Below are 25,473 nucleotides of genomic sequence, written 5' to 3'. Positions count from 1 at the left end.
GGGTGCCCGGTCTGACACGATGCCCGCATGCGGAATGATCACTCCGTGCCGGGAGCCGCGCGTTCCGGTGCGGTCTCCCTGATGCGGCGGCTGCATCCACTGGACTGGCTGGCGGGCGGGCTGCTCGTCCTGGGACTGGCCGCCGCGGCGACCGGGCTGCTGCCCGCCGGGCCGGCGGCCGACCAGATGCGGCGGATCGGGCCGCTGCTGGCGTTCCTGGCGACCGTGATCGTGCTGGCGGAACTGGCGGGCCGGGCACAGGTCTTCGATGTGGTGGCGGCCTGGGTGGCGCGCGCGGGGCGGGGCCGGTATCCGCTGCTCTTCGCTCTGTGTGTGGCATTCGCCTCGCTGACCACGATCACCCTGAACCTGGACACGACCGCGGTCCTGCTCACCCCCGTGATGCTGGCGCTCGGGACCCGGGTGGGCATCGCGGCCCTGCCGTTGGCGATGACGACGGTGTGGCTGGCCAACACGGCGAGTCTGCTGCTGCCGGTGTCGAACCTGACCAATCTGCTGGCGGCGGACCGCGTGGCGCTGTCCCCGGCCGGTCTGGCCGCCGTGATGTGGCTGCCCCAGCTGGCCGCGATCGGGGTGACGGCCGGGTGCCTGTGGGTGTTCTACTGGCGCCGCGGCCGTCGCGGCGCGGACCGCTACACCCCGCCCGCACTGCCCGTGCCCGGTGACCCGGTGCTGCTGAGGATCTGTGCGGTGGCGTGCGGCGGGTTCCTGCTGGCGATCCTCCTGCTGGACGTGCCGCTGTGGTCCGCCTCGCTCGTCGCGATGGTGGTCGTGGTGGCGGCCTACGCGGTGCGCCGCCGGGAGGAACTGCGCCTCTCTCTGGTCCCGTGGCGGCTGCTGGTGCTGGTGCCCGGGATGTTCCTGGTCGTGGAGACGGTCGGTGCGCACGGCCTGCACGAGCTGCTGGTACGGGCGCTCGGCTCGGACGACGGCTTCGCGGGCATGCTGCGGTCGGCCGGGGTGGGTGCCGGGCTGTCGAACGTGCTGAACAACCTGCCGGCGTACGTGGCGGGCGAGGCGGTCGTCCCCGCGGACAACCACCACCAGCTGCTGGCCCTGCTGATCGGGGTCAACGCGGGGTCCGTCGTCACGCCGTGGGGGTCGCTGGCGACGCTGCTGTGGTTCGAGCGGTGCCGCTGGCAGGGGACGCGGATCGATGTGCGGCGCTTCGTCCTGACCGGTCTGGTGCTGTCCGTGACGGCGGTGTCCGCCGCCACCTGCGCGCTGGCTCTGGTCACCTGAGGAGCGGGGCGGCGAACTGCCCCGGGATGCGCCACGGCGCCTGCCGAATCGTCCGGTCGGGGACGGGCAGGCGCCGCGTTCAGTTCCGTACGCCGTTGTACGGGACGTCTGTGTGCCGTGATCAGACCATCATGGAACGGTCCGTCGGGCGGATCGGGGCCGGCAGTGCGCTGGCTCCGGTCAGGAAGCGGTCCACGCCGCGTGCCGCGGAGCGGCCCTCGGCGATGGCCCACACGATGAGGGACTGGCCGCGGCCGGCGTCACCGGCGACGAACACACCGTCGACGTTGGTGGCGTAGTCGTCGTCACGGGCGACGTTGCCCCGGGCGTCGAGCTCCAGACCGAACTGCTGGACCAGACCGTTGGCCTGGTCCGTGCCGGTGAAGCCCATCGCGAGGGTGACCAGCTGTGCGGGGATCTGCCGCTCGGTGCCGGGCTTCTGCTCCAGCTTACCGTCCTTGAACTCCACCTCGACGAGGTGGAGGGCAGCCACGTTGCCGTCCTCGTCGCCCTCGAAGTGGGTGGTGGAGACGGAGTAGACCCGCTCGCCGCCCTCCTCGTGCGCGGAGGTGACCTTGTAGAGCATGGGGAAGGTCGGCCAGGGCTGGTTGGCGTTCCGCTCCTCGCCCGGCTGCGGCATGATCTCCAGCTGGGTGACGGAGAGCGCGCCCTGACGGTGGGCGGTGCCGACGCAGTCGGCGCCGGTGTCGCCGCCGCCGATGACGACGACGTGCTTGCCCTCGGCGGTGATCGGGGAGACCGTCAGGTCGCCCTCCTGCACCTTGTTGGCGAGCGGCAGGTACTCCATCGCGAAGTGCACGCCGTTCAGCTCACGGCCCGGGACGGGCAGGTCGCGGGAGACGGTGGCGCCGGCGGCGATGACGACGGCGTCGTAGCGGCGCCGCAGCTTCGCGGCGTCGACGTCCTTGCCGACCTCGACCTCGGTGCGGAACTTGGTGCCCTCCGCGCGCATCTGCTCGATGCGGCGGTTGATGTGCGACTTCTCCATCTTGAACTCGGGGATGCCGTAGCGGAGGAGTCCCCCGATGCGGTCCGCGCGCTCGTAGACGGCGACGGTGTGGCCGGCCCGGGTCAGCTGCTGGGCGGCGGCGAGTCCGGCCGGGCCGGAGCCGATGACGGCCACGGTCTTGCCGGAGAGGCGCTCGGGCGGCTGCGGGGTGACGTCGCCGCGGTCCCACGCCTGGTCGATGATGGAGACTTCGACGTTCTTGATGGTGACGGCCGGCTGGTTGATGCCGAGCACACACGCCGACTCGCACGGGGCCGGGCAGAGCCGCCCGGTGAACTCCGGGAAGTTGTTCGTGGCGTGCAGGCGCTCGGACGCGGCGGTCCAGTCCTCGCGGTAGGCGTAGTCGTTCCACTCGGGGATGAGGTTTCCGAGCGGACAGCCGTTGTGGCAGAACGGGATGCCGCAGTCCATGCAGCGGCCGGCCTGCTTGCTGATGATCGGGAGCAGCGAGCCCGGAACGTAGACCTCGTTCCAGTCCTTGACGCGCTCGCCGACGGGGCGGGTCTTGGCGACCTCGCGTCCGGTGGTCAGGAAGCCCTTGGGGTCAGCCATTGGTCGCCGCCTCCATCATCTTCTCGGTGGTCTCCTGCTCGGAGAGACCGGCGAGCTCAGCGGCGTCCTTGGCGGCGAGCACTGCCTTGTAGGTGGACGGGATGATCTTGCTGAAGCGGGACGCGCCGCCAACTGCGCTGTCCCACTCGGCGAGGAGCTTTTCGGCGACCGTGGATCCGGTCTCCTCCTGGTGGCGGCGCACGACGTCGTGCAGCCACTGCCTGTCGGTGTCGGAGAGTTCCTCGACGGCGCCGAGGTTCCCGACGTTGACGTTGTCGCGGTTCAGGTCGATGACGTACGCGACACCGCCCGACATGCCGGCCGCGAAGTTGCGTCCGGTCTCGCCGAGGACGACGGCGTGTCCGCCGGTCATGTACTCGCAGCCGTGGTCGCCCACGCCTTCCGAGACGACCGTGGCGCCGGAGTTGCGGACGCAGAACCGTTCACCGGTGCGGCCGCGCAGGAACAGTTCGCCGCCGGTGGCACCGTAGGCGATGGTGTTGCCCGCGATGGTGGAGTACTCGGCGAGGTGGTCGGCGCCGCGGTCCGGGCGGACGACGACGCGGCCGCCGGAGAGGCCCTTGCCGACGTAGTCGTTGGCGTCGCCCTCCAGGCGCAGCGTCACACCGCTGGGGAGGAAGGCGCCGAAGGACTGGCCCGCGGAGCCGGTGAAGGTGATGTCGATGGTGTCCTGGGGCAGGCCCGCACCGCCGAACTTCTTCGTGACCTCGTGGCCGAGCATGGTGCCGACGGTCCGGTTGATGTTGCGGATCGCGACCTGCGCGCGGACCGGCAGGGCGGACTCGGCGCTGTCGGCGTTCAGGGCGTCGGCGGCGAGCTTGATGAGCTCGTTGTCGAGGGCCTTGGACAGACCGTGGTCCTGCTCGGCGATCTGGTGCCGGGCGGCGCCTTCGGCCAGCTCGGGGACGTAGAACAGCGGCTTGAGGTCGAGGCCCTGGGCCTTCCAGTGCGTGATCGCACGGTCGGTGTCCAGGAGCTCGGCGTGGCCGACGGCCTCTTCGATCGTACGGAAGCCGAGCTCGGCGAGGATCTCGCGGACTTCCTGGGCGATGAACTCGAAGAAGTTGACGATGTACTCGGCCTTGCCGGAGAAGCGGTCGCGCAGGACCGGGTTCTGGGTGGCGATGCCGACCGGGCAGGTGTCGAGGTGGCAGACCCGCATCATGACGCAGCCGGAGACGACGAGCGGCGCGGTCGCGAAACCGAACTCCTCGGCGCCCAGCAGTGCGGCGATGACGACATCGCGGCCGGTCTTGAGCTGGCCGTCGGTCTGCACGACGATGCGGTCGCGCAGGCCGTTGAGGAGCAGCGTCTGCTGGGTCTCGGCGAGGCCGAGCTCCCAGGGGCCGCCCGCGTGCTTCAGGGAGGTGAGCGGGGAGGCGCCCGTTCCGCCGTCGTGGCCGGAGATGAGGACGACGTCCGCGTGCGCCTTGGAGACACCGGCGGCGACCGTGCCGACACCGACCTCGGAGACCAGCTTCACGTGGATGCGGGCCGCCGGGTTGGCGTTCTTGAGGTCGTGGATCAGCTGAGCCAGGTCCTCGATGGAGTAGATGTCGTGGTGCGGCGGCGGGGAGATCAGACCGACACCCGGGGTGGAGTGCCGGGTCTTGGCGACCCACGGGTAGACCTTGTGGCCGGGCAGCTGGCCGCCCTCGCCGGGCTTGGCGCCCTGCGCCATCTTGATCTGGATGTCGTCCGCGTTGACCAGGTACTCGCTGGTGACACCGAAGCGGCCGGAGGCGACCTGCTTGATGGACGAGCGCCGGGCCGGGTCGTAGAGGCGGTCGGCGTCCTCGCCGCCCTCACCGGTGTTGGACTTGCCGCCCAGCTGGTTCATGGCGATGGCGAGGGTCTCGTGCGCCTCGCGGGAGATCGAGCCGTACGACATGGCGCCGGTGGAGAAGCGCTTGACGATGTCGGCCACGGACTCGACCTCGTCGATGTCGATGGCCTCGCGGTCCGAGGCGAAGCCGAAGAGTCCGCGGAGCGTCATCAGGCGCTCGGACTGCTCGTTCACCCGGTCCGTGTACTTCTTGAAGATGTCGTACCGGCGGTTGCGGGTGGCGTGCTGGAGGCGGAAGACCGTCTCCGGGTCGAACAGGTGCGGCTCGCCCTCGCGGCGCCACTGGTACTCGCCGCCGATCTCCAGCGCGCGGTGCGAGGCGGAGATGCCGGAGGCGGGGTAGCCCTTGGCGTGCCGGGCGGCGACCTCCTTGGCGACGACGTCGAGTCCGGCGCCGCCGATCTTGGTGGCGGTGCCGTTGAAGTACTGCGCGACGAAGTCCTCGTCGAGGCCGACGGCCTCGAAGACCTGGGCGCCGCGGTAGGAGGCGACGGTGGAGATGCCCATCTTGGACATGACCTTGAGGACGCCCTTGCCCAGCGCGTAGATGAGGTTGCGGATGGCCTGTTCGGCCTCGATGCCCTCGATGAACGTGCCGGCCCGGACGAGGTCCTCGACGGACTCCATGGCCAGGTAGGGGTTGACCGCGGCGGCGCCGTAGCCGATCAGCAGGGCGACGTGGTGGACCTCGCGGACGTCACCGGCCTCGACCAGCAGGCCCACCTGGGTGCGCTGCTTGGTGCGGATGAGGTGGTGGTGGACGGCCGAGGTGAGCAGCAGTGACGGGATCGGTGCGTGCTCGGCGTCGGAGTGCCGGTCGGACAGGACGATCAGGCGGGCGCCGTCCTCCATGGCGGCGTCGACCTCGGTGCAGATCTGCTCGATCCGCGCGGCGAGTGCCTCGCCGCCGCCGCCGACCCGGTAGAGGCCGGAAAGCGTCGCGGCCTTCATGCCCGGCATGTCGCCGTCGGCGTTGATGTGTATGAGCTTGGCCAGCTCGTCGTTGTCGATCACCGGGAAGGGCAGCGTGACGCTGCGACATGCCGCGGCGGTCGGCTCCAGGATGTTGCCCGCGGGGCCCAGCGTGGAGCGCAGCGAGGTGACGAGCTCCTCGCGGATGGCGTCCAGCGGCGGGTTGGTGACCTGGGCGAACAGCTGGGTGAAGTAGTCGAAGAGCAGCCGGGGGCGCTCGGAGAGCGCGGCGATCGGCGAGTCCGTGCCCATGGAGCCGAGCGGCTCGCCGGCGGTGCGGGCCATCGGGGCGAGGAGGACGCGGAGCTCTTCCTCGGTGTAGCCGAAGGTCTGCTGGCGGCGGGTGACGGAGGCGTGGGTGTGGACGATGTGCTCGCGCTCGGGGAGGTCCTCGAGCTCGATCTCGCCGGTTTCCAGCCATTCCTGGTACGGGTTCTCGGCGGCGAGGGACGCCTTGATCTCGTCGTCCTCGATGATGCGGTGCTCGGCGGTGTCGACGAGGAACATCTTGCCGGGCTGGAGGCGGCCCTTGCGGACTACCTTGGCGGGGTCGATGTCCAGGACGCCGACCTCGGAGGAGAGCACGACGAGGCCGTCGTCGGTGACCCAGTAGCGGCCGGGGCGCAGACCGTTGCGGTCGAGGACCGCGCCGACCTGGACGCCGTCGGTGAAGGTGACGCAGGCCGGGCCGTCCCAGGGCTCCATCATCGTGGAGTGGTACTGGTAGAAGGCGCGCCGTGCCGGGTCCATGGAGTCGTGGTTCTCCCACGCCTCGGGGACCATCATCAGGACCGAGTGCGGCAGCGAACGGCCGCCGAGGTGGAGCAGCTCCAGGACCTCGTCGAAGGAGGCCGAGTCGGAGGCGTCCGGGGTGCAGACGGGGAAGATCCGGTCGAGCTTCGCCTCGCCGAAGAGGCTGGAGGCGAGCTGGGACTCGCGGGCCTTCATCCAGTTGCGGTTGCCCTTGACCGTGTTGATCTCGCCGTTGTGCGCGACGAAGCGGTACGGGTGGGCGAGCGGCCAGCTCGGGAAGGTGTTGGTGGAGAAGCGGGAGTGGACCAGCGCGACCGTGGTGGCGAAACGGCGGTCGGAGAGGTCCGGGAAGAACGGCTCCAGCTGCCCGGTGGTGAGCATGCCCTTGTAGACGATCGTGCGGGCGGAGAGCGACGGGAAGTAGACCCCGGTCTCACGCTCGGCGCGCTTGCGCAGCACGAAGGCCTTGCGGTCCAGGACGATGCCGGTGCTCTCGCCGTCGGCGACGAAGAGCTGGCGGAACTCGGGCATGGTGGCGCGGGCGCCGTTGCCGAGGATGTCGGGGGTGACCGGGACCTCGCGCCAGCCGAGGACCTTGAGGCCTTCTTCGGCGGCGATCTTCTCGAGGTTGCGGACGGCCTCGGTGGAGTCGTCCGCGGGCAGGAAGGCGATGCCGACCGCGTAGGCGCCGGCCTCGGGGAGCTCGAAGGTGACCTCTTCGCGCAGGAAGGCGTCCGGGACCTGGAGCAGGATTCCGGCACCGTCACCGGAGTCGGGCTCGGATCCGGTGGCTCCGCGGTGTTCGAGGTTGCGCAGTACGGTCAGCGCCTGCTCGACCAGCTCGTGGCCGGCCACACCGGTCAGAGTGGCTACGAACCCCACGCCACAGGCGTCGTGCTCGTTGCGGGGGTCGTACATCCCCTGCTGGGCGGGGCGACCGTCCATGGGCGACCAGGCGTCGGTGCGCATCGGCTCTCCCGTCGTCGTCGTGGCATTTTCAGTGCCGAGGGACGACGTTGGCCCTCTGCGAAATTTCGTGCAGATTACATGATGGGACGCTTCTCAAAAAGCGGATAGATCGTTCCAACATACGGACACCGCCGTGACGGTGAAGTGGGTCGCAGTCGGAGGATCGGCGCCCGGGAGACCGCAGAGAGCAGGCGTCGTTGCCTGCGGTGTCTACGGCTCATGCCCCGCGGCAAAGGAAACGAAACCGCCGGGTAACGACTACTTATGTGTAGCCCTGCATAGAGTCTCATTTTACGTCGCGTACGGCCGATCCGCCCAGTGGCGGTGGTCAGGACGTACGTCACACAGATGGCGCATACGTTACGGCCACGTGCACCCGGGGGTGCACGTGGCCGTGGACGCTACCGGATCCGGGGCTCAGCCTCCGACGGCGACCCCGAACAGGGCGCCCAGGCCGTAGGTGATCGCGGCGGCGGCCCCGCCGAGCGCCAGCTGGCGCAGTCCGCTGAACCACCAGCTGCGGGCCGTGACCCGGGCGACCACCGCTCCGCAGCCGAAGAGTCCGGCCAGGGCGAGCAGCACGGCGGGCCACATGGCGTCCGCGCCGAGGAGATACGGCAGTACGGGCAGCAGCGCGCCCAGCGCGAAGGCGCCGAACGAGGACACGGCGGCGACGAGGGGCGACGGCAGGTCGCCCGGGTCGATGCCCAGCTCCTCGCGGGCGTGGATCTCCAGGGCCTGCTCGGGGTCGCGCGACAACTGCCGGGCGACCTCGCGGGCGAGCCCGGTCTCGACGCCGCGGGACTCGTAGAGCGCGGCGAGCTCCCGCTCCTCGTCCTTGGGATGCTTGCGCAGTTCGCGCCGCTCGACGTCGAGCTCGGCCTCGACGAGCTCGCGCTGCGAGGCGACCGAGGTGTACTCGCCGGCCGCCATGGAGAAGGCGCCCGCGGCCAGACCGGCCAGGCCGGTGATCACGATCGTGCGGTGCGAGACCGCACCGCCCGCGACACCGGTCATCAGGGCGAGGTTCGAGACGAGCCCGTCCATCGCACCGAACACCGCCGGACGCAGCCACCCGCCGTTCACATCACGGTGGGTGTGGTTGTCCCGGTGCGCCTCGTGCAGTACGGCGTCGGTCTCGATGATGGACACAGCTCTCCCCTTCTCCGGCAGCGGATCTCGTACGCTCCGCCCCCGCTCGACACCCTCGAAAGTACGCACGAAAAATGGCTCCCGCCAGCAAGGCAGGCCGTACTTACCACCCTGCGTAACCAGGTAGGTACGCCTTGCCTTGCTGTCCGAAGGCCGTCATCCGAGTGGCCCTTTTGTGGTGATAACCGGCCTCTGTCGTGGCTCCGCGTGGCACAGATCCCACAGGGACGAGAACTGGCTCGGTACGAGCGAAGGGTCGACGCGATGGAGCTGACCGCAGGAAATCCGGCAGGGCCGCGGACGAACGGCGCGCGGGCGGCGGTACGCGGGGCTCCCGAACCGGCCGGTGCCGCACCGGGCGGCCTCGGTGACCGGGCCAGGGGGGCACTGCTGGGCCTCGCGGTCGGCGACGCGCTGGGGGCCCCCGCGGAGAACATGCGGCCCTCCGAGATCCGCCGCCGCTGGGGCCGGATCGAGGACTTCGTGAGCGACGACCCTGCGGGCACGGACGACACGGAGTACGCGATCTTCTCCGGGCTGCTGCTGGCCCGCCACGGCTCCGCGCTGACCGTCACCCATGTCGAGCGGGCCTGGCACCTGTGGATCGCCGACCTGGACGAGGGGCCGTTCCGCGGTGCCGGTTTCAGCGAGCGCGGCACGCTGGAGAACCTGCGCCGGGGGCTGGCCGCCCCGATCTCCGCCCAGCACCGGCACGCGTGGAGCGACGGCCTGGCGATGCGGGCGGCTCCCTTCGGCGTCTTCGCGGCGGGCCGGCCCCGGGAGGCGGCGCGACTGGTCGCGGTGGACGGCCGGGTCAGCCATGACGGCGAGGGCATCTTCGGCGGCCAGGCGGTGGCGGCCGGGGTGGCCGCCGCGATGACGGGGGCCGGGGTCACCTCCGTGATCGCCGCCGCGCTCTCCGTCGTACCGATGGACTCGTGGACGGCGCGCTCGCTGCGCCGGGCGGTGACTGCGGCGCAGCGCCCGTATCCCGACCGGCTGACCAGGGAGCGGGCGGTGCGTTCGGCCGTCGTCATCGGCGGCTACCCGTGGACGGACCTGGCGCCGGAGGCGGTGGGGCTGGCCTTCGGCGCGTTCGCGGCGGCGCGCGGCGACTTCCGTACGGCGGTGCTGATGGCGGTCAACATGGGCCGCGACGCCGATACGACGGCCGCGGTGGCGGGGGCCCTGGCCGGTGCGCTGCACGGGGCGTCCGCCATCCCGCGCCTCTGGTCGGACGCGATCGGCCCGGTCCGCGGCAGCTGTCTCCCGTCGATGCGCGGCTACCACGTCCTGGACATCGCGGAGCTGCTCACCCCGGACGAGACGGAGGAACGGGGCGGGGACGGGCCTCCCCCGCCGCCGGCAGAGGCCGATGCCGCCCCCGGAACGGCGGTCGGACGATGACCACGGCCAGGGACACCGCACGGACCGAAGCCGGCCCCGGAGCCGCCCGGTCGCGCACACCGCGCCGGGCCCGCATCGAGGGGCTGCTGCTCGGGCTGGCCGCCGGGGACGCCGCCGGATGGCCGGCCGCGCGGCACCGGGCGGCCCGGATGCCGGAGTGGACCCGGCGCCTGACCCGAGAGCTCGACACCTTCGCCGAGCAGAACGCGACCACCACGCTGCCCGTCCCCATCGCGCTCAACCAGCCGCCCGAGCCCCTGCGGCTCGGCCCGTCCGACGACGCGGAATGGGCGGCGTTCGCCGCCGGGACCGTCCTCACCTCCGCGGCGGGTGCGCTGCAGCAACTGACCCCCGGGCGCCGGATGCGGGCCGCCGTGGACGCCGCCTGGAACGCGCTGGCCGCCGAGGTCGCCGCCGCGGCGGCCCGGGCCCCGGAGGTGGAGTCGGCGGTCCTGCCGCTGCGGGCCCGGATCTCGGTCCGGGCCGGGCTCGGCAACCTCGCCGCCGGTCTCCGCCCGCCCGCCACCGGGCACGACAACCCGCACTACTTCGACGACGCGGCGTGCGTGCGGGCCGCCGTGCTGGCCGTCGTGCACCCGGGCGACCCCGAGGCGGCGGCCGAGCTCGCGGAGTTCGACGCGCGCTACACCCAGGACGGCGACGGGGTGCACGGGGCGCGGGCGATGGCCGCCGCGATCGCCGAGGCGCTCGGCGGCGCGGACGTGGACACCGCGGTGAACGCCGCGCTCGCCCAGCTCCCCGAAGGCACCGAGATCGCGCGCAACGCCGCCCACGCCGTCCGCATCGCCCGTGACTTCGCCGGAGAGCGGGCCGGTGCGTTCGCCCTCGTACCGGTGCTGGAGCATCAGATCGTCGACCACGTCTACAGCTACGGGATCGCCGCCGCCGAAACGGTCCCCGTCGCCCTGGCTCTGGCCACCGCGGCGCGCGGCGACATCGCGCAGGCCGTGCCGTCGGCGGCCTGCCTCTCCCGGGTCGCCGACTCGGCGCCCGCCCTGGCGGGGGCGCTCACCGGCGCGCTCGGCTCGATCACCACCGTGCCCGACGGCTGGCGCGAGGCGTGCCGCACCCTGGCGGGGTGCGCGCTGCCCCGTTTCGCGGGCACGGATCTGATCGAACTCGCCGGGCTGCTGGCAGACACGGAACCAGCCCCCTCGGGTGGACAATTCGGACATGACATCCACAGCGCCCACGGCGCCCACGAGGTCCGCACCCCCCACGACGCCCGCGGCGCCCACCCTCGATGAACGGATCGCGGGCGCGCTCGTCGGCGCGGCCGTCGGCGACGCGCTCGGCGGTCCGGTCGAGGGCTACGCCCCGGAACAGATCGTGGCGCGCCACGGCGGGCGGATCACCGGCGTCGTCGGCCCGTGGGACGGCGACGACTGGCGTACCGCCCGCCCCATCGCCCCGTACCACAAGGGCGACGGGCACGTCACCGACGACACCTTGATGACCCATGCGCTGGTCCGCGTGTACGGGAAGGTCCGCGACCACCTCGACGCGTACGCCGTCGCCGACCACCTCGTGCCGGAGCTGATCTCGAAGCCCCGCTGGATTCCGGAACTGGAGGCGGAGGCGCTGCCGCTGCAGCGGATCTTCCTCGCCGAGAAGTGGATCGTCGCCCGGCTGCACTACGGCCATGCCGACCCGCGCGAGGCGGGCACCGGGAACATCGTCAACTGCGGTGCGGCGATGTACATGGCGCCCGTCGGCCTGGTGAACGCCGCCCATCCGCAGGCCGCGTACGCCGAGGCGCTGGATGTCGCGGGCGCCCATCAGTCGTCGTACGGGAGGGAGGCGGCCGGAGTCTTCGCCGCTGCCGTCGCCGCGGCCTGCGCCCCGGGCGCGACGCCCGCGAGCGTCGTCGAGACCTGTCTGTCGCTCGCCAAGGACGGCACCCGGGCCGCGATCGACGCGGTCTGCGAAACGGCCGTCGGATACCGGGACTTCGAGTCGGCGCTCATCCCGCTGCGGGAGGCCGTCGCCCCCTTCGACACGGTCGGCCCCGACTACCGCGCCCCTTCCCTCGGCGCCCGCCGCCCGTCCCGGCTGCATGCCATCGAGGAGCTCCCCGTCGCGCTCGGGATGCTGCTGGTCGCGGACGGGGACTACCGGCAGACGGTCCTCGGCTCGGTCAACTACGGGCGGGACTGCGACTCGATCGCCACGATGGGCGGCGCGATCGCTGGCGCGCTGCACGGCGAGCGGGCGGTCCCGGCCGACTGGGTGACGACGGTCGGCGAGGCCAGCCGGCTCGACCTGCATGCCCCGGCCCGGGTCCTGGCCGAGGTCGCCCGCGAGGTGTTCGCGCACGACACGGCCCGCCGCCGCGCCCACGAGGCCCTCTTCGCCACGCGGACGGGCCGGCCGTGACCACGACGGTGCGGGCCACCTGGGTCCAGCCCGAGGACCTGGTCGGGCACGAGTTGCGGCAGGCGGCCGAGGACGGGCGGGACGTCCGGGACATCGAGCGCCGGTGGTACGAGGCCGGCGGCTCGCCCGCCCCGGACCGCGCGGGCGCCTCGACTCCCCCGGCCCCGCCCGGGCTGCGCGCGGTCGCCGTACATCTGCTGGACGAACTGGCCCTGCTGGACTCGCCGCTGGCCGACGACGAACCGACCGCCCTCGACGCGATCCGGGACGCCTGCCCGCAGTGGCCGCACCCGCGCACGGAGCCGGGCGCCGTGGACCGCGAGCGGCTGCACGCGGCCTGGCTGGGCCGCGCCGTCGGCTGTCTGCTCGGCAAGCCGGTCGAGAAACTGCCGCTGGAGGGTATCCGCGCCCTGGCCCGGGCCACCGGAAACTGGCCGCTGAGTACCTGGTTCACCGCCCGCGGCCTGCCCCCGGCGCTGGCCGCCACCTATCCCTGGAACCGCCGCTCGGCACCCACTTCGCTGGCCGAGAACATTGATGGGATGCCCGAGGACGACGACCTCAACTACCCGCTGCTCACCGTGCTGTTGCTCCAGCGCCACGGCAGGTCCTTCTCCACCGCCGACCTGGCCAGGCTCTGGCTGGAGGAGCTTCCGGCGGGCCGGACGTTCACCGCCGAGCGGGTCGCGTACCGCAATCTGCTCGACGGCCTCGAACCGCCGGACACCGCCCGCCACCGCAATCCGTTCCGGGAGTGGATCGGGGCGCAGATCCGTGCCGACGTCCACGGCTGGACCCATCCCGGTGATCCCGGCGCGGCGGCGGAACAGGCGCATCGCGACGCGGTCCTCACCCACACCGGGAACGGGGTGTACGGCGCGATGTTCACGGCGGCGGCGCTCGCGGAGGCGGCCGGGGGCGAGGCCGATGTGCACGGGTGCCTCGCCGCCGGTCTGCGCGTGGTGCCCCCGGGATCACGGTTCGCGCAGGCCGTACGGGACGGTATCGCCACGGCCCGCGAGGAGGACCGCTTCGATACGGTCGTCGACCGGCTGCACACGGCGTACGGCCGGTATCACTGGGTACATGTGCTGCCCAACGCGGCTCTGCTCGCCGCCGCCCTCACCCATGCCGACGGCGACTTCACCGGCTCGGTCTGCCGTGCGGTGTCCGGAGGCTGGGACACCGACTCCAACGGGGCGACCGCCGGTTCGCTCGCCGGCCTGCTGGCCGGGCGGCCGGACGCGCTGCCCGACCGGTGGACCACCCCGCTGAAGAACCGGCTGGCCACGTCCGTCCCCGGTTTCGACTCGGTCGGCTTCGACACCCTCGCCGACCTGACCCACCGGCTCACCCGGCTCACCCACGAGGAGGCACTCCGCCCATGACCAAAGTCGCGGTGCTCGGCAGCACCAATATGGATCTTGTGGCCTACGTCGACCGGGCACCGGAACGCGGGGAGACCGTCACCGGGCGGGAGTTCCGCACCATTCCCGGCGGCAAGGGTGCCAACCAGGCCGTCGCCGCCGCCCGCGCGGGCGGCGACGTGATGATGATCGGCGCGGTCGGCGACGACGAGTACGGCGCCCGGATGCGGGAGAACCTGGAGCACTCCGGCGTCGACACCGATCTCCTGCACACCGCCGAAGGCCCCAGCGGCACCGCGCACATCGTGGTGGACGGCAAGGGCTCCAACGCGATCGTCGTGATCCCCGGCGCCAACGGCACCGTCACCGCGCTCGGCCCGGGCGAGATCGCCGCCATCGCCGAGGCCGATCTGCTGCTGCTCCAGCTGGAACTGCCGCTCTCCGCCGTGCTCGAAGGGGCCCGCGCCGGTCACGCCCAGGGAGTGCGGACGATCCTCACCCCGTCCCCCGTACAGCAGCTGCCCGCCGAACTCCTCGACTGCGTCGACCTGCTGATCGCCAATGAGTACGAGGCGGCCGAACTGTCGGGGCACGCCGAACCGCACGCCGCGGCCGAGATCCTGCTCAGTCAGGTGCCCGCGCTCGTCATCACGCTCGGCTCGAAGGGCTGCCTGTACGCGGCACGGGGCAGCCAGACCGTCCACTTCCCCGCCCCCGAGGTCAACTCCGTCGACACCACCGGGGCCGGGGACACGTTCGTCGGCACGCTGGCCGTGGCGCTCGGCGAGGGACGGCCGGTGCCGCAGGCCATCGCCTGGGCCTCGTCGGCCGCGGCGCTCTGCGTCCAGAAACCGGGGGCCTCGATCTCCATGCCGTACCGCAGCGAAATCGACGCCGCATGAGCGCGCCGGGAGCAGCGCCCCTGACGGGGCTGCGCGTCATCGATCTCGCCACGCTGTTCGCGGGCCCCCTGTGCGCCACGATGCTGGGCGACTTCGGCGCCGATGTGATCAAGGTCGAGCATCCGAGCAAACCCGACCCGTCCCGGGGTCACGGCCCGACGAAGGACGGGGTCGGTCTGTGGTGGAAGCTGCTCGGCCGCAACAAGCGCAATCTCACCCTCGATCTGGCCTGCCCGGGCGGCCGCGACCTGTTGCTGCGGCTCGCCGCCGACACCGACGTGATCATCGAGAACTTCCGGCCGGGCACGCTGGAGCGGTGGGGGCTCGGGCCGGCGGAGCTGCATGCCGTCAACCCGCGGCTGGTGCTGGTCCGGGTCACGGGCTTCGGCCAGTTCGGCCCGTACGCGCACCGGCCCGGCTTCGGCACGCTCGCGGAGGCGATGAGCGGGTTCGCGGCGATCACCGGGGAGCCGGACGGCCCTCCGACGCTGCCGCCCTTCGGTCTCGCCGACTCGATCGCGGCGCTCGCCACGTCGTTCGCCGTGATGGCGGCGCTGGCCGGCCGGGACCGTACCGGCGAGGGCCAGGTCGTCGACATGGCGATCATCGAACCGATCCTGACGGTGCTCGGCCCACAGCCTCTCTGGTACGACCAGCTCGGATACGTCCAGCCGCGCACCGGCAACCGTTCGCGCAACAACGCCCCTCGCAACACCTACCGCACCTCGGACGGGCAGTGGGTGGCCGTCTCCACGTCGGCGCAGTCCGTCGCGGAGCGGGTGATGCGCCTGGTGGGCCGGGAGGAGCTGACCGCGGAGCCGTGGTTCGCCTCGGGCAGCACCAGGGCCGAGCACAGTGACGAACTCGACGAGGCGGTCGGCCACTGGATCGGGCGGCGCACCCGGGACGAGGCGATCTCGGCGTTCGAGAAGGCGGAGGCGGCCATCGCGCCCATCCACGACATCCGTGACGTGATGGAGGATCCGCAGTACCGGGCCCTGGACTCCATCACGGAGGTCGACGACCCGGAGCTGGGGCCGCTGCGGATGCAGAACGTCCTCTTCCGGCTCTCCGGCACCCCCGGGGGCATCCGCTGGGCGGGGCGGCCCCACGGGGCGGACACGGAGGAGATCCTCACCGGTCTCGGGCTGAGCGGCGAGGAGATCGCGGCACTGCGGTCGGAGCGTGTCCTGTGACCGCCGAGACCCCGCTGACGTGGCTGTATGTGCCCGGCGACCGGCCGGATGTGGTGCGCAAGGCGCGGGACTCCGGGGCGGACATGGTGATCGTCGACCTGGAGGACGCGGTCGCCCCCGACCGCAAGGAGTACGCACGGTCCGCCGCCGTCGAGCTGCTCTCCGATCCGGCCTCCCCCACGGAGGCACCGGTCCACGTCCGGGTCAACGACGAGACGGACGTGCTGGCCCTGGCGGGGCTGCCGGGCCTCGCCGGACTGCGGCTGCCGAAGATCACGCATGCCGCGTCGGTCCACCACATCGCGGCGCTGGCCCCGGGGGTCGCGCTCTGTCCGCTGCTGGAGTCGGCGCTCGGCATCGAGCACGCGTACTCGGTGGCCGCCGCCCATCCGCAGGTGCGTTCCATCGCCCTCGGTGAGGCGGATCTCCGGGCGGATCTGGGGGTGCGCGAGGACACGGGGCTCGACTGGTCGCGCAGCCGGGTGGTGGTCGCGGCCAGGGCGGCCGGGCTGGCCCCGCCCACCCAGTCGGTGTTCCCGGACGTCCGGGACCTGGACGGGCTGTGGACGTCCTGCGCCCGTGGGCGGGCGCTCGGGTTCCTCGGCCGGGCTGCGATCCACCCCCGGCAGCTCCCGGTGATCGAGCGGGCGTTCCGGCCGACACCGCAGGAGGTCGAGGCGGCTCAGGAGATCGTCGAGGCGGCCCGGGTCGAGGCGGGTGCGCTGGCCCTGCCGGACGGCCGTTTCGTCGACGCGGCGGTCGTGGCCCAGGCCCACCGCACGCTTGCCCTGGCGGGACGGGGGCGGTGAGCGGGGCGCGTGCCGGGCAACGGTGAGCGGGCGGCGCCCCGCTGACCGCTTGTCCTCAATCGCCGGACGGGCTGGGTTTCCCGAGACGAGCGGCCCGGATCAAGCCCGTCCGGCGGTTGAGAACACCCGGCGCCGGTGGGCGCGCACGTGGCGAGGGGCCGCCGAATCGTTCGGCGGCCCCTCGTCGTGGTGTGTGCGCCGGCGTCAGCCCTTGGCCGTCTCCGCCTCACCGTTCGTCTTCGGCGCATCGGCGTCGGCGTGGGCCTCGGCCTCGACCGGCTTCGCTTCAGCGGACTGCGTGTCGCCGCTGTCGGCCTCGCCGGAGTCCGTGTCCTCGCCGGACTCGGTGTCCTCGGCGCCCCCCGCGTCGACCGCCTCGGGCTCGACGATCTCCTCGCGCCCCGGCCGAACCTTCGCCGAGATCACGATGTACACGACCGCCAGCACGAACACGATCAGCGCGGTCCACACGTTCAGCCGCAGGCCCAGGATGTGGTGGGCCTCGTCGACGCGCATGTACTCGATCCAGGCGCGGCCCGCGCAGTACGCCGCGACGTACAGCGCGAACGCCCGCCCGTGTCCGAGCTTGAAGCGGCGGTCCGCCCAGATCACCAGGAGCGCGACGCCGATGCACCACAGCGACTCGTACAGGAAGGTGGGGTGGTACGTGCCGGCGACCCGGTTGGGACCTTCGCTGATCTTCAGCGCCCACGGGACGTCGGTCGCCTTGCCGTACAGCTCCTGGTTGAACCAGTTGCCCCATCGGCCGCAGGCCTGGGCCAGGGCGATGCCGGGGGCGAGCGCGTCGGCCCAGGCGGGCAGCGGGATTCCGCGGCGGCGGCAGCCGATCCAGGCACCGACCGCGCCGAGCGCGATCGCACCCCAGATACCGAGGCCTCCCTGCCAGATCTTGAAGGCGTCGACCCAGTTCTCACCGTCGCTGAAGTACAGCTGGTAGTCGGTGATGACGTGGTAGAGCCTGCCGCCGACCAGGCCGAAGGGCACGGCCCAGACGGCGATGTCGGCGACCGTGCCGGCTCTGCCGCCTCGGGCGACCCAGCGCTTGTTGCCGAACCAGACGGCGACGAAGACACCGATGATGATGCAGAACGCGTAGCCGCGGAGCGGGATCGGTCCGAGATCGATCACGCCGGTCGACGGGCTGGGGATGTAGGCAAGATTCATGGCACGGTCGACGCTACCCTGCCGGGCGGGACGTACGGCAACCCGCCCGACAACGTCTGGGTAACGAGCCGGTCATCGATTCCCCCGGCAGCCCTCCACTCAGGACCCCGAGGGCGCGGGGGTGACGGTCCCCGGCTTCTTGCCCTTGTTGGCCTCGGCGACCCACTTCTTCAGGTTGGCCACGGTGATCGGCTCGTCGCCCTTCTTGGGGAAGATCGACTCGCCGTTGAGCAGCGCCGTCGGTGTGCCCTGGAATCCGCCGTTCTCGAACGCGGTGTTGGACTTCTCCACCCAGGCGTCGTGCGCACCGTCCTCCACACAGCTGCGGAACGCGGGCGTGTCGAGCCCCTCGACCTTCTTGGACAGCTCGATCAGCTTGCTGTTGTCTCCGAAGGCGTCGTCGGACTCCGGCGGCTGGTTGCTGTACAGGACGTCGTGGTAGGCGGGGAACTTGCCGACGTCCTGGGCGCAGGCTGCCGCGTTGGCCGCCTTGAGGGAGCCGCTGCCGCCGAGGTTGCCGTCGATCAGCGTGGCGAAGTGGTACTCGACCTTGAGCTGCCCGCTCTGCTCCATCTGGTGGATCGTGTCGCGGAACGCGTTCTCGAACTGGGCGCAGACCGGGCAGCGGAAGTCCTCCCAGACCGTGAGCGTGGACGGGGCGTCGTCCGCTCCCACCGGAATGGCCAGGCTGTCCTTGCCCGTGGCACCGGACGGCGCCACGGCGGGACCCGACGCCTTGTCCTTGTCGCCCTTGCCGCCGGTGTTCGCCGCGATCACGCCTACGACGGCGGCCAGTCCCAGGATTCCCACCACGGCGGCGGAGACGATCAGCGTGCGGCGGCGGCGCTCACGTGCCCGCACCATCTCGCGCTGCTGGATCAGCCGGTCTCGCGCGGCCCGTTTTCCCTCTTGGTTCTTCTCGCTCACACCCGCAGCAACGAACCGGGGAGGCACTCGCGTGCCTCCCCGGTCCCAGGTCCACCCATTCGGGTGAGGAAGGGTGTCAGCGCTTTCGAACACCTTCGGCCAGGTCGGCCGCGAGCGAGCGGACGGCCGCGAGGCCCGCCGCCTCGTCCGGCGCGTCGAGCATCCGCTTGACGAAGGCGGAGCCGACGATGACGCCGTCGGCGAAGCCCGCGACCTCGGCGGCCTGGTCGGCGTTGGAGACGCCGAGGCCGACGCAGACCGGGATGTCGGTGGTGGCGCGGGTGCGCCGCACCAGGTCCTGGGCCTGTTCGCCGACCGAGACGCGGGTACCGGTGACCCCCATCAGCGAGGCGGCGTACACGAAGCCGGAGCCGGCCGCCGTGATGGTGGCGAGCCGTTCGTCCTTGCTGCTGGGCGCGACGACGAAGACGGTCGCCAGACCGTGCTTGTCGGCGTGCTCACGCCACAGGGCGGACTCCTGGACCGGCAGGTCGGGCAGGATGCACCCGGCGCCGCCGGCCTCGGCGAGTTCGGCGGTGAAGCGCTCGACGCCGTACCGGTCGATCGGATTCCAGTACGTCATGACGAGGATCGGGATGCCGGTCGCCTCGTGGGCCTCGCGGACCGTGCGCATCACGTCGGCGATCCGCACGCCGCCGCGCAGCGCGATGTCGTCGGCCGTCTGGATGACGGGGCCGTCGAGCACGGGGTCACTGTGGGGCAGTCCCACCTCGACGACGTCGGCGCCGCCCGCGGCCACGGCCTTCACGGCCTCGATGGCGCCGTCCACGGTCGGGAAGCCGGCGGGCAGGTACGCGATCAGCGCGGCCCGGTTCTCGGCCTTCGCGGCGGCGAGCGTGGTGTTCAGCAGTTCGATGTTGCCGCTCACTTGACGTCCCCCTCGATCTCGGCGCCTTCGCTGCCCGCGTCGGCCTCGACGGCGGCGTCGGTCTCGTACAGCCCGAAGTAGCGCGCCGCCGTGTCCATGTCCTTGTCGCCCCGGCCGGACAGGTTGACCAGGATCAGACCGTCCTTGCCGAGCTCCTTGCCGACCTCCAGGGCGCCGGCCAGCGCGTGGGCGCTCTCGATGGCCGGGATGATCCCCTCGGTGCGCGAGAGCAGGCGCAGCGCCTGCATGGCCGCGTCGTCGGTGACCGCGCGGTACTCGCCCCGGCCGACGTCCTTCAGATACGCGTGCTCCGGGCCGATGCCCGGGTAGTCCAGGCCGGCCGAAATGGAGTACGGCTCGGTGATCTGGCCCTCGTCGTCCTGGAGGACGTAGCTGCGCGAGCCGTGCAGGATGCCGGGCTCGCCCTCGGTCAGGGTCGCCGCGTGCTCACCGGTCTCCACCCCGTGCCCGGCGGGCTCGCAGCCGATGAGGCGGACGCCCGCGTCGGGGATGAGGGCGTGGAAGAGGCCGATGGCGTTGGAGCCGCCGCCGACGCAGGCGATGGCGGCGTCCGGCAGCCGGCCGGCCCGCTCCAGGATCTGGCGCCTGGCCTCGACGCCGATCACGCGGTGGAAGTCGCGGACCATGGCGGGGAAGGGGTGCGGGCCCGCGACCGTACCGAAGAGGTAGTGGGTGCGGTCGACGTTGGCGACCCAGTCGCGGAACGCCTCGTTGATGGCGTCCTTCAGCGTGCGGGAGCCGGACTTCACCGCGATGACCTCGGCGCCGAGCATCCGCATGCGCGCAACGTTCAGCGCCTGGCGCTCGGTGTCGATCTCGCCCATGTAGATGGTGCATTCGAGACCGAAGAGCGCGCAGGCGGTCGCGGTGGCGACGCCGTGCTGGCCGGCTCCGGTCTCCGCGATGACGCGGGTCTTGCCCATGCGCCTGGTGAGCAGCGCCTGGCCCAGCACGTTGTTGATCTTGTGCGAGCCGGTGTGGTTCAGGTCTTCGCGCTTGAGGAAGATCCGCGCGCCGCCGGCGTGCTCGGCGAAGCGCTTGACCTCGGTCAGGGCGCTGGGCCGGCCGGTGTAGTTGACCATGAGCTCGTTGAGCTCGGCGGCGAAGGCCGGGTCGGCCTTGGCCTTGTCGTACTCGACGGCGACCTCGTCCACGGCGGCGACGAGCGCCTCCGGGATGAACTTTCCGCCGTACGCGCCGAAGTACCCCTCGGCGCTGGGGATCAGACCCTCCGGGTCCGGAATGAAGAAGTCGGACGACATCTCGACGTTGCTCCTCGGCATGGCAGTGGGTGGGTTCACCGTATTGCGCCGTGAGCGGAGCGCCGCCGCGGCCGTGGAAGGCCGGGCGGTGCGGTCGTGCGGATCCGCCGGATGGGCGGGGTGCGACGGCCGGGGCTCGCTCTACTGCGCGGACCCCGTGCGCCATCGCATGCCGTTGACCTGTCCTGGTTCGTCGCCGATCACGTACCGCACCCGCCGTCCGTGCACGCGGCGCGCGGGGGCGCGGCAGCCGCGGGGGCGGCAGCCGCGCGCCAGCGGCGCGTGCGGGTCGCGTCCCAGCGGCTGACGTGCCCCGGCGGGGCGGAGGCCCGCCCGGGGACGGAGCGCGGAACGGTCGGCGGACACGGGTGGGATCAGCTCCGTCCGTGCCGGAGCGCGGGGTGGGCGCCGGCGGCGACCAGGTCGGCGACGGCCGACCGCGGGTCACGGCCGGTGACCAGGGACTCGCCGACCAGCACACCGTCCGCGCCCGCGTTGGCGTAGGCGATGAGGTCGTGCGGGCCGCGGACGCCGGACTCGGCGATCTTGACGATGTGGTCCGGGATCTCGGGGGCGACGCGCTCGAAGGTGGAGCGGTCGACCTTGAGGTCCTTCAGGTTGCGCGCGTTGACGCCGATGATCTTCGCGCCGGCCTCCACCGCGCGCTCCGCCTCCTCCTCGTCGTGCGCCTCGACCAGCGGCGTCAGGCCGATGGACTCGGCACGCTCGATCAGGGAGACGAGGGCCTCCTGGTCGAGGGCGGCGACGATCAGCAGGGCGAGGTCGGCGCCGTACGCGCGCGCCTCCCACAGCTGGTACGAGGTGACGATGAAGTCCTTGCGCAGGATCGGAATGTCGACCTTGGCGCGGACGGCCTCCAGGTCGGCCAGCGATCCGCCGAAGCGGCGCTCCTCGGTGAGGACCGAGATGACGGACGCGCCGCCGGCCTCGTAGTCCGCGGCGAGCGCGGCCGGGTCGGCGATGGCGGCAAGGGCGCCCTTGGAGGGGCTGGAGCGCTTGACCTCGCAGATGACGGTCACGCCCTCGCCGCGCAGGGCGGCGACTCCGTCCTTGGCCTGGGGAGCACGCGCCGCGCGTTCCTTGAGCTCGTCGAGGCTGACGCGCGCCTGCCGCTCCGCGAGGTCGGCGCGAACGCCGTCGATGATCTCGTCGAGCACACTCACGCGAGAGGCCCCCTTCCGGGACGTTGACAGGGGAACAGGATGGGACATCCCGATGGTATCCGCAGGAGGCCGATGGGCCCGCATCCGCCTGGCGGATGTCCCACTACCTGGGCATTCACGGCGCCAGCGCCGATCCGAAGGGCAGGTTCCGGACCACCGTGAAGATCAGCAGTACGGCTCCGATCGCCCACCAGTGGACGGGTTTCGGTTCGATCCGCAGCGGCCGTCCGGCGGCCGCGCGGACCATCCAGAGCGCCCAGAGCACGGCGAAGGCCCCGTACCCGATGACGGCGACGGCGTTGGAGCCGAATGCCGCCGCGATGTCACCGTGGGCGAAGGCGTGGGCGCTACGCAGTCCGCCGCAGCCCGGGCAGAAGATGCCGGTGAGCCGGAGCAGCGGGCAGACCGGGTAGTGCCCGGGTTCGTTGGGGTCCACGGTGCCGACGTAGGCGAAGGCGGCGACGACGCCCGCCATGACGGCGGCGGGCTTGGCGATCCGCCGCAGCCGCGACGTGGGAACAGGCCCGGGTCCGGGTCCGGGCGGAAAGACCGGCATCGGCCCGTTGCCCGGCGTCGGGGGCGGGCCGGTCACCGGCTGCGGGCCCTGGGTCGGCGGGGCGGCGGCCTGCGAGGGCGGGGCGGGGGAAGGCGATGCGTCCACTCGGTGATTGTCGCCGCTCATACGGAAAGGCGCAGCCCGGACCGGGCTGCGCCTCGCGTGTGGTGTGCGTCCCCGGAACGGATTCAGGACGTCTGCGCCTGCCCGGCGCGGGCCCTGGCCTCCGCCAGCTCCGCCGACTCCTTCGGCATGCCGAGCCCGGCGGCCTTCATCGCGAGGCCGACGATCCCGCCGACGAAGACGACGACGATTCCGGCCCAGAAACCGAGCGGGTTGGCCGCGACCATGAAGACGCCCGCGATGCAGAAGCCGATGAAGGCGATGATGACACCGGTCCAGGCGGCCGGGGTGTGTCCGTGGCTGCTGCCCGCCATGAGTTGCTCCTCGTTGGTGTTGCGCTGTTGGTATCGCTCGGGTCGCCGCGACCGTGCCGCCGTGCTACGAGCTCAGGGTCATTGTCCCGTACGGGCGGGTGCGACATGAGCTGGGGGTCATGCCTCGCGCGTCGGGTCCTCGCCGCGGTCCAGCGCCTTCCACAGGTCCTCGGGCCGGTCGGGGTCCGGGGCGGTGGGGCGGGCCTTGCGGGGGCGCGGAGTGCCGTCGCGCTCGTACCGTCCGGACATCGTGGGCCAGCGGCTGCCGAAGCGCAGGGCGAGCAGCCCGGCGATGAGGATCAGCAGGCCGCCGGCCGCGGTGACGTAGGGCCAGGCGGTGTGGCTGAGTGCGTGGATGGTGGCGGAGGTGTCGCCGGTGGTCTGCGCGGCCTTCTCGTCGAGTGCGGCGCTGTCGGACGCGCCGAGGAAGGCACTGAGCGCGGCGCCGAACCCGCTGAGGGCCAGCAGTCCCGCGACGGCCAGCCGGCCGGCGCCGCGGACGGCGAAGACGGCGACGAGGGCGGCCAGGCCGACTATGGCAAGGGCCGCGGGGAGGCCGGTGACGTCCTGCCCCTCGGCGTTCAGTGCCAGGGTGCCGCCGCCGACCGCGGCCTTGCCTCCGGCCCAGGTCTGCCCGGAGGCGAGCAGCACGACGGTGGCTCCGGCTGCCCCGAGGAGCAGGCCGGCTGCCAGGCTTCGGCGGCTTCCCGCGCTGTCGGGCGCGGTGGCGGCTTCGGCACGGGGCTGGGGTACGGGGACAGCGCTCACGTACCCCACTATCCCTTACGGCCCCGCGGGGGCCGACCGCCCCCCGTGTGCCGGTCGTCTCAGAGCATCCGACAACCGGCCCGCGCCGCCGTCCCCCGATCGCCGGATGCTCTCAGTTGCCGCCGAGCCGGTTGGCTGTGTGCACGGCGCGCAGCACCGCGGCGGCCTTGTTGCGGCACTCGGTGTCCTCGGCGACCGGGTCCGAGTCGGCGACGACACCGGCGCCGGCCTGGACGTACGCCGTGCCGTCCCGCAGCAGTGCGGTGCGGATCGCGATGGCGGTGTCGGAGTCCCCGGCGAAATCGAGGTAGCCGACGCAGCCGCCGTACAGTCCGCGGCGGGTGGGTTCGAGCTCCTCGATGATCTGCATGGCGCGCGGCTTGGGGGCGCCGGAGAGGGTGCCCGCCGGGAAGCACGCGGTCAGGACGTCGAAGGCGGTGCGGCCCTCGGCGACCTTGCCGGTGACGGTGGACACGATGTGCATCACGTGGGAGTACCGCTCGATCGACATGAAGTCGACGACCTCGACGCTGCCGGGCTCGCAGACCCGGCCCAGGTCGTTGCGGCCGAGGTCGACGAGCATCAGGTGCTCGGCGCGCTCCTTCGGGTCGGCGAGGAGTTCGTCGGCGAGCGCCTGGTCCTCCTGGGGGGTGGCGCCGCGGTGCCGGGTGCCGGCGATCGGGTGGACCATCGCGCGGCCGTCCTCGACCTTGACGAGCGCCTCGGGGCTGGAGCCCGCGACGTCGAAGCCGTCGAAGCGGAAGAGGTACATGTACGGCGAGGGGTTGGTGGCGCGCAGCACCCGGTAGACGTCCAGCGCGCTGGCCGTGCACGGGGTTTCGAAGCGCTGGGAGGGGACGACCTGGAAGGCCTCGCCGGCCCTGATGCGCTCCTTCACGTCCTCGACCGCGTCCTGGTAGGCGGGGCCGCCCCACAGGGCGGTGTAGGGCGGGAGCTCGGAGGGCGGGAGGGCGGCCGGGGCGTTCTCGACGGGGCGGCTCAGGTCCCGCTCCATGGCGTCGAGCCGGGCGACGGCGTCGGTGTACGCCTCGTCGACGCCGGTGGCCAGGTCGTTGTGGTTGATCGCGTTGGCGATCAGCAGGACGCTGCCGTCCCAGTGGTCGAGGACGGCGAGGTCGGACGTGAGCAGCATCGTCAGCTCGGGGAGCTTCAGGTCGTCGCCGCCGCTCTCGCCGATCCTCTCCAGCCGGCGCACGATGTCGTAGCCGAGGTAGCCGACCATGCCGCCGGTGAACGGCGGCAGTCCGGATTCCTGGTCGTGCGGGGTGTGCAGGGTCTCGATGGTGGCGCGCAGGGCCTGGAGCGGGTCGCCGTCGACGGGGACGCCGACGGGCGGGGTGCCGAGCCAGTGGGCCTCGCCGTCGCGGGTGGTGAGCGTGGCGGCGCTGCGTACGCCGATGAAGGAGTAGCGCGACCAGGTGCGGCCGTTCTCCGCGGATTCGAGGAGGAAGGTGCCGGTGCGTTCCCCCGCGAGCTTGCGGTAGAGCCCGACCGGGGTGTCGCCGTCCGCCAGGAGCCGGCGGGTGACGGGGATGACGCGCCGGTCGACGGCCAGCTTGCGGAAGGTGTCGAGGTCCATGGCGGCAG

At 72.2% G+C, this 25,473-nt stretch carries 21 protein-coding genes; 8 read left to right on the top strand and 13 right to left on the bottom strand.

The window, feature by feature from the left end:
* Positions 1–27: 27 nt before the first annotated feature.
* Entirely contained in the window at positions 28–1,263 is a 1,236-nt protein-coding gene (locus OG959_RS29495) for an SLC13 family permease (RefSeq protein WP_326663344.1), read from the top strand.
* Positions 1,264–1,384: 121 nt separating this feature from the next.
* Here the strand turns inward: OG959_RS29495 and OG959_RS29490 are convergent, their stop codons facing one another.
* The 3 genes from OG959_RS29490 to OG959_RS29480 form a co-directional block, all read right to left on the bottom strand.
* Positions 1,385–2,845 (bottom strand): glutamate synthase subunit beta, encoded by a 1,461-nt coding sequence (locus OG959_RS29490; RefSeq protein ID WP_326663342.1) that lies wholly within the window; start codon positions 2,843–2,845, stop codon positions 1,385–1,387.
* Positions 2,838–7,406 carry a glutamate synthase large subunit gene (gltB, locus tag OG959_RS29485; protein WP_326663339.1) on the bottom strand — a complete coding sequence of 1,523 codons (4,569 nt, stop codon included), beginning with the start codon at positions 7,404–7,406 and terminating at the stop codon, positions 2,838–2,840. Before gltB ends, OG959_RS29490 begins: the two co-directional genes overlap by 8 nt.
* A gap of 417 nt (positions 7,407–7,823) precedes the next feature.
* The gene (locus OG959_RS29480) at positions 7,824–8,558 is read right to left on the bottom strand and encodes a VIT1/CCC1 transporter family protein (RefSeq protein ID WP_326663338.1); all 735 of its coding nucleotides are present in this window, start codon (positions 8,556–8,558) and stop codon (positions 7,824–7,826) included.
* A 264-nt stretch (positions 8,559–8,822) separates the two neighbouring features.
* Between OG959_RS29480 and OG959_RS29475 the strand changes: the two genes are divergently transcribed.
* The 7 genes from OG959_RS29475 to OG959_RS29445 are packed head-to-tail and all read left to right on the top strand — an operon-like array spanning position 8,823 to position 16,636.
* On the top strand, positions 8,823–9,965 hold the full coding sequence (locus OG959_RS29475) for an ADP-ribosylglycohydrolase family protein (RefSeq protein ID WP_326666684.1): 1,143 nt from the start codon (positions 8,823–8,825) through the stop codon (positions 9,963–9,965).
* Positions 9,962–11,233: an ADP-ribosylglycohydrolase family protein gene (locus tag OG959_RS29470; RefSeq protein WP_326663337.1), complete on the top strand. Its 1,272-nt coding sequence runs from the start codon at positions 9,962–9,964 to the stop codon at positions 11,231–11,233. Before OG959_RS29475 ends, OG959_RS29470 begins: the two co-directional genes overlap by 4 nt.
* The gene (locus OG959_RS29465; protein ID WP_326663336.1) at positions 11,160–12,362 is read left to right on the top strand and encodes an ADP-ribosylglycohydrolase family protein; all 1,203 of its coding nucleotides are present in this window, start codon (positions 11,160–11,162) and stop codon (positions 12,360–12,362) included. The genes OG959_RS29470 and OG959_RS29465 overlap by 74 nt, the downstream gene beginning before the upstream one ends.
* On the top strand, positions 12,359–13,750 hold the full coding sequence (locus tag OG959_RS29460; RefSeq protein ID WP_326663335.1) for an ADP-ribosylglycohydrolase family protein: 1,392 nt from the start codon (positions 12,359–12,361) through the stop codon (positions 13,748–13,750). Before OG959_RS29465 ends, OG959_RS29460 begins: the two co-directional genes overlap by 4 nt.
* On the top strand, positions 13,747–14,631 hold the full coding sequence (rbsK, locus tag OG959_RS29455; protein ID WP_326663333.1) for a ribokinase: 885 nt from the start codon (positions 13,747–13,749) through the stop codon (positions 14,629–14,631). The genes OG959_RS29460 and rbsK overlap by 4 nt, the downstream gene beginning before the upstream one ends.
* A complete protein-coding gene (locus tag OG959_RS29450; protein ID WP_326663331.1) occupies positions 14,628–15,827 on the top strand; it encodes a CaiB/BaiF CoA transferase family protein in 1,200 nt (399 codons plus the stop codon). The genes rbsK and OG959_RS29450 overlap by 4 nt, the downstream gene beginning before the upstream one ends.
* On the top strand, positions 15,824–16,636 hold the full coding sequence (locus OG959_RS29445; RefSeq protein WP_326663329.1) for an HpcH/HpaI aldolase/citrate lyase family protein: 813 nt from the start codon (positions 15,824–15,826) through the stop codon (positions 16,634–16,636). Before OG959_RS29450 ends, OG959_RS29445 begins: the two co-directional genes overlap by 4 nt.
* A gap of 204 nt (positions 16,637–16,840) precedes the next feature.
* Here the strand turns inward: OG959_RS29445 and lgt are convergent, their stop codons facing one another.
* The 10 genes from lgt to OG959_RS29395 all read right to left on the bottom strand — a co-directional run bounded on the left by lgt (position 16,841) and on the right by OG959_RS29395 (position 25,465).
* Positions 16,841–17,821 (bottom strand): prolipoprotein diacylglyceryl transferase, encoded by a 981-nt coding sequence (gene lgt, locus OG959_RS29440; protein ID WP_326663327.1) that lies wholly within the window; start codon positions 17,819–17,821, stop codon positions 16,841–16,843.
* Between the two features lie 99 nt (positions 17,822–17,920).
* Complete coding sequence (locus tag OG959_RS29435) at positions 17,921–18,748, bottom strand: DsbA family protein (protein WP_326663324.1); 828 nt, start codon at positions 18,746–18,748, stop codon at positions 17,921–17,923.
* Between the two features lie 76 nt (positions 18,749–18,824).
* Entirely contained in the window at positions 18,825–19,637 is an 813-nt protein-coding gene (gene trpA, locus OG959_RS29430; RefSeq protein ID WP_219569350.1) for a tryptophan synthase subunit alpha, read from the bottom strand.
* A complete protein-coding gene (gene trpB, locus OG959_RS29425) occupies positions 19,634–20,920 on the bottom strand; it encodes a tryptophan synthase subunit beta (protein WP_326663322.1) in 1,287 nt (428 codons plus the stop codon). Before trpB ends, trpA begins: the two co-directional genes overlap by 4 nt.
* Positions 20,921–21,061: 141 nt before the next feature.
* On the bottom strand, positions 21,062–21,220 hold the full coding sequence (gene trpM, locus OG959_RS29420) for a tryptophan biosynthesis modulator TrpM (protein ID WP_236063301.1): 159 nt from the start codon (positions 21,218–21,220) through the stop codon (positions 21,062–21,064).
* A 74-nt stretch (positions 21,221–21,294) separates the two neighbouring features.
* Positions 21,295–22,104 carry an indole-3-glycerol phosphate synthase TrpC gene (gene trpC, locus OG959_RS29415; RefSeq protein WP_326663321.1) on the bottom strand — a complete coding sequence of 270 codons (810 nt, stop codon included), beginning with the start codon at positions 22,102–22,104 and terminating at the stop codon, positions 21,295–21,297.
* A 115-nt stretch (positions 22,105–22,219) separates the two neighbouring features.
* Positions 22,220–22,660 carry a DUF2752 domain-containing protein gene (locus OG959_RS29410; protein ID WP_326666680.1) on the bottom strand — a complete coding sequence of 147 codons (441 nt, stop codon included), beginning with the start codon at positions 22,658–22,660 and terminating at the stop codon, positions 22,220–22,222.
* Between the two features lie 188 nt (positions 22,661–22,848).
* Positions 22,849–23,097 (bottom strand): HGxxPAAW family protein, encoded by a 249-nt coding sequence (locus OG959_RS29405; RefSeq protein ID WP_326663320.1) that lies wholly within the window; start codon positions 23,095–23,097, stop codon positions 22,849–22,851.
* A 117-nt stretch (positions 23,098–23,214) separates the two neighbouring features.
* Complete coding sequence (locus OG959_RS29400; protein WP_326663318.1) at positions 23,215–23,874, bottom strand: TIGR02234 family membrane protein; 660 nt, start codon at positions 23,872–23,874, stop codon at positions 23,215–23,217.
* 103 nt (positions 23,875–23,977) lie between these two features.
* Positions 23,978–25,465, bottom strand: a complete 1,488-nt coding sequence (locus OG959_RS29395) for an anthranilate synthase component I (RefSeq protein WP_326663316.1) — start codon at positions 25,463–25,465, stop codon at positions 23,978–23,980.
* Between the last annotated feature and the right edge of the window lie 8 nt (positions 25,466–25,473).

Source organism: Streptomyces sp. NBC_00385, assembly GCF_035917155.1.
Lineage (GTDB): Bacteria > Actinomycetota > Actinomycetes > Streptomycetales > Streptomycetaceae > Streptomyces > Streptomyces poriferorum.
Note: the sequence above shows the minus strand (reverse complement) of the source record. Positions and strands in the feature narration are given on the sequence as shown.

Bases quoted from the DNA above. Each gene is read 5' to 3' on its own strand.
- OG959_RS29495 (WP_326663344.1), top strand. From the start codon at position 28: ATGCGGAATGATCACTCCGTGCCGGGAGCCGCGCGTTCCGGTGCGGTC.
- OG959_RS29490 (WP_326663342.1), bottom strand. From the start codon at position 2,845: ATGGCTGACCCCAAGGGCTTCCTGACCACCGGACGCGAGGTCGCCAAG.
- gltB (WP_326663339.1), bottom strand. From the start codon at position 7,406: ATGCGCACCGACGCCTGGTCGCCCATGGACGGTCGCCCCGCCCAGCAG.
- OG959_RS29475 (WP_326666684.1), top strand. From the start codon at position 8,823: ATGGAGCTGACCGCAGGAAATCCGGCAGGGCCGCGGACGAACGGCGCG.
- OG959_RS29470 (WP_326663337.1), top strand. From the start codon at position 9,962: ATGACCACGGCCAGGGACACCGCACGGACCGAAGCCGGCCCCGGAGCC.
- OG959_RS29465 (WP_326663336.1), top strand. From the start codon at position 11,160: ATGACATCCACAGCGCCCACGGCGCCCACGAGGTCCGCACCCCCCACG.
- rbsK (WP_326663333.1), top strand. From the start codon at position 13,747: ATGACCAAAGTCGCGGTGCTCGGCAGCACCAATATGGATCTTGTGGCC.
- OG959_RS29450 (WP_326663331.1), top strand. From the start codon at position 14,628: ATGAGCGCGCCGGGAGCAGCGCCCCTGACGGGGCTGCGCGTCATCGAT.
- lgt (WP_326663327.1), bottom strand. From the start codon at position 17,821: ATGAATCTTGCCTACATCCCCAGCCCGTCGACCGGCGTGATCGATCTC.
- trpB (WP_326663322.1), bottom strand. From the start codon at position 20,920: ATGTCGTCCGACTTCTTCATTCCGGACCCGGAGGGTCTGATCCCCAGC.
- OG959_RS29410 (WP_326666680.1), bottom strand. From the start codon at position 22,660: ATGCCGGTCTTTCCGCCCGGACCCGGACCCGGGCCTGTTCCCACGTCG.
- OG959_RS29405 (WP_326663320.1), bottom strand. From the start codon at position 23,097: ATGGCGGGCAGCAGCCACGGACACACCCCGGCCGCCTGGACCGGTGTC.
- OG959_RS29395 (WP_326663316.1), bottom strand. From the start codon at position 25,465: ATGGACCTCGACACCTTCCGCAAGCTGGCCGTCGACCGGCGCGTCATC.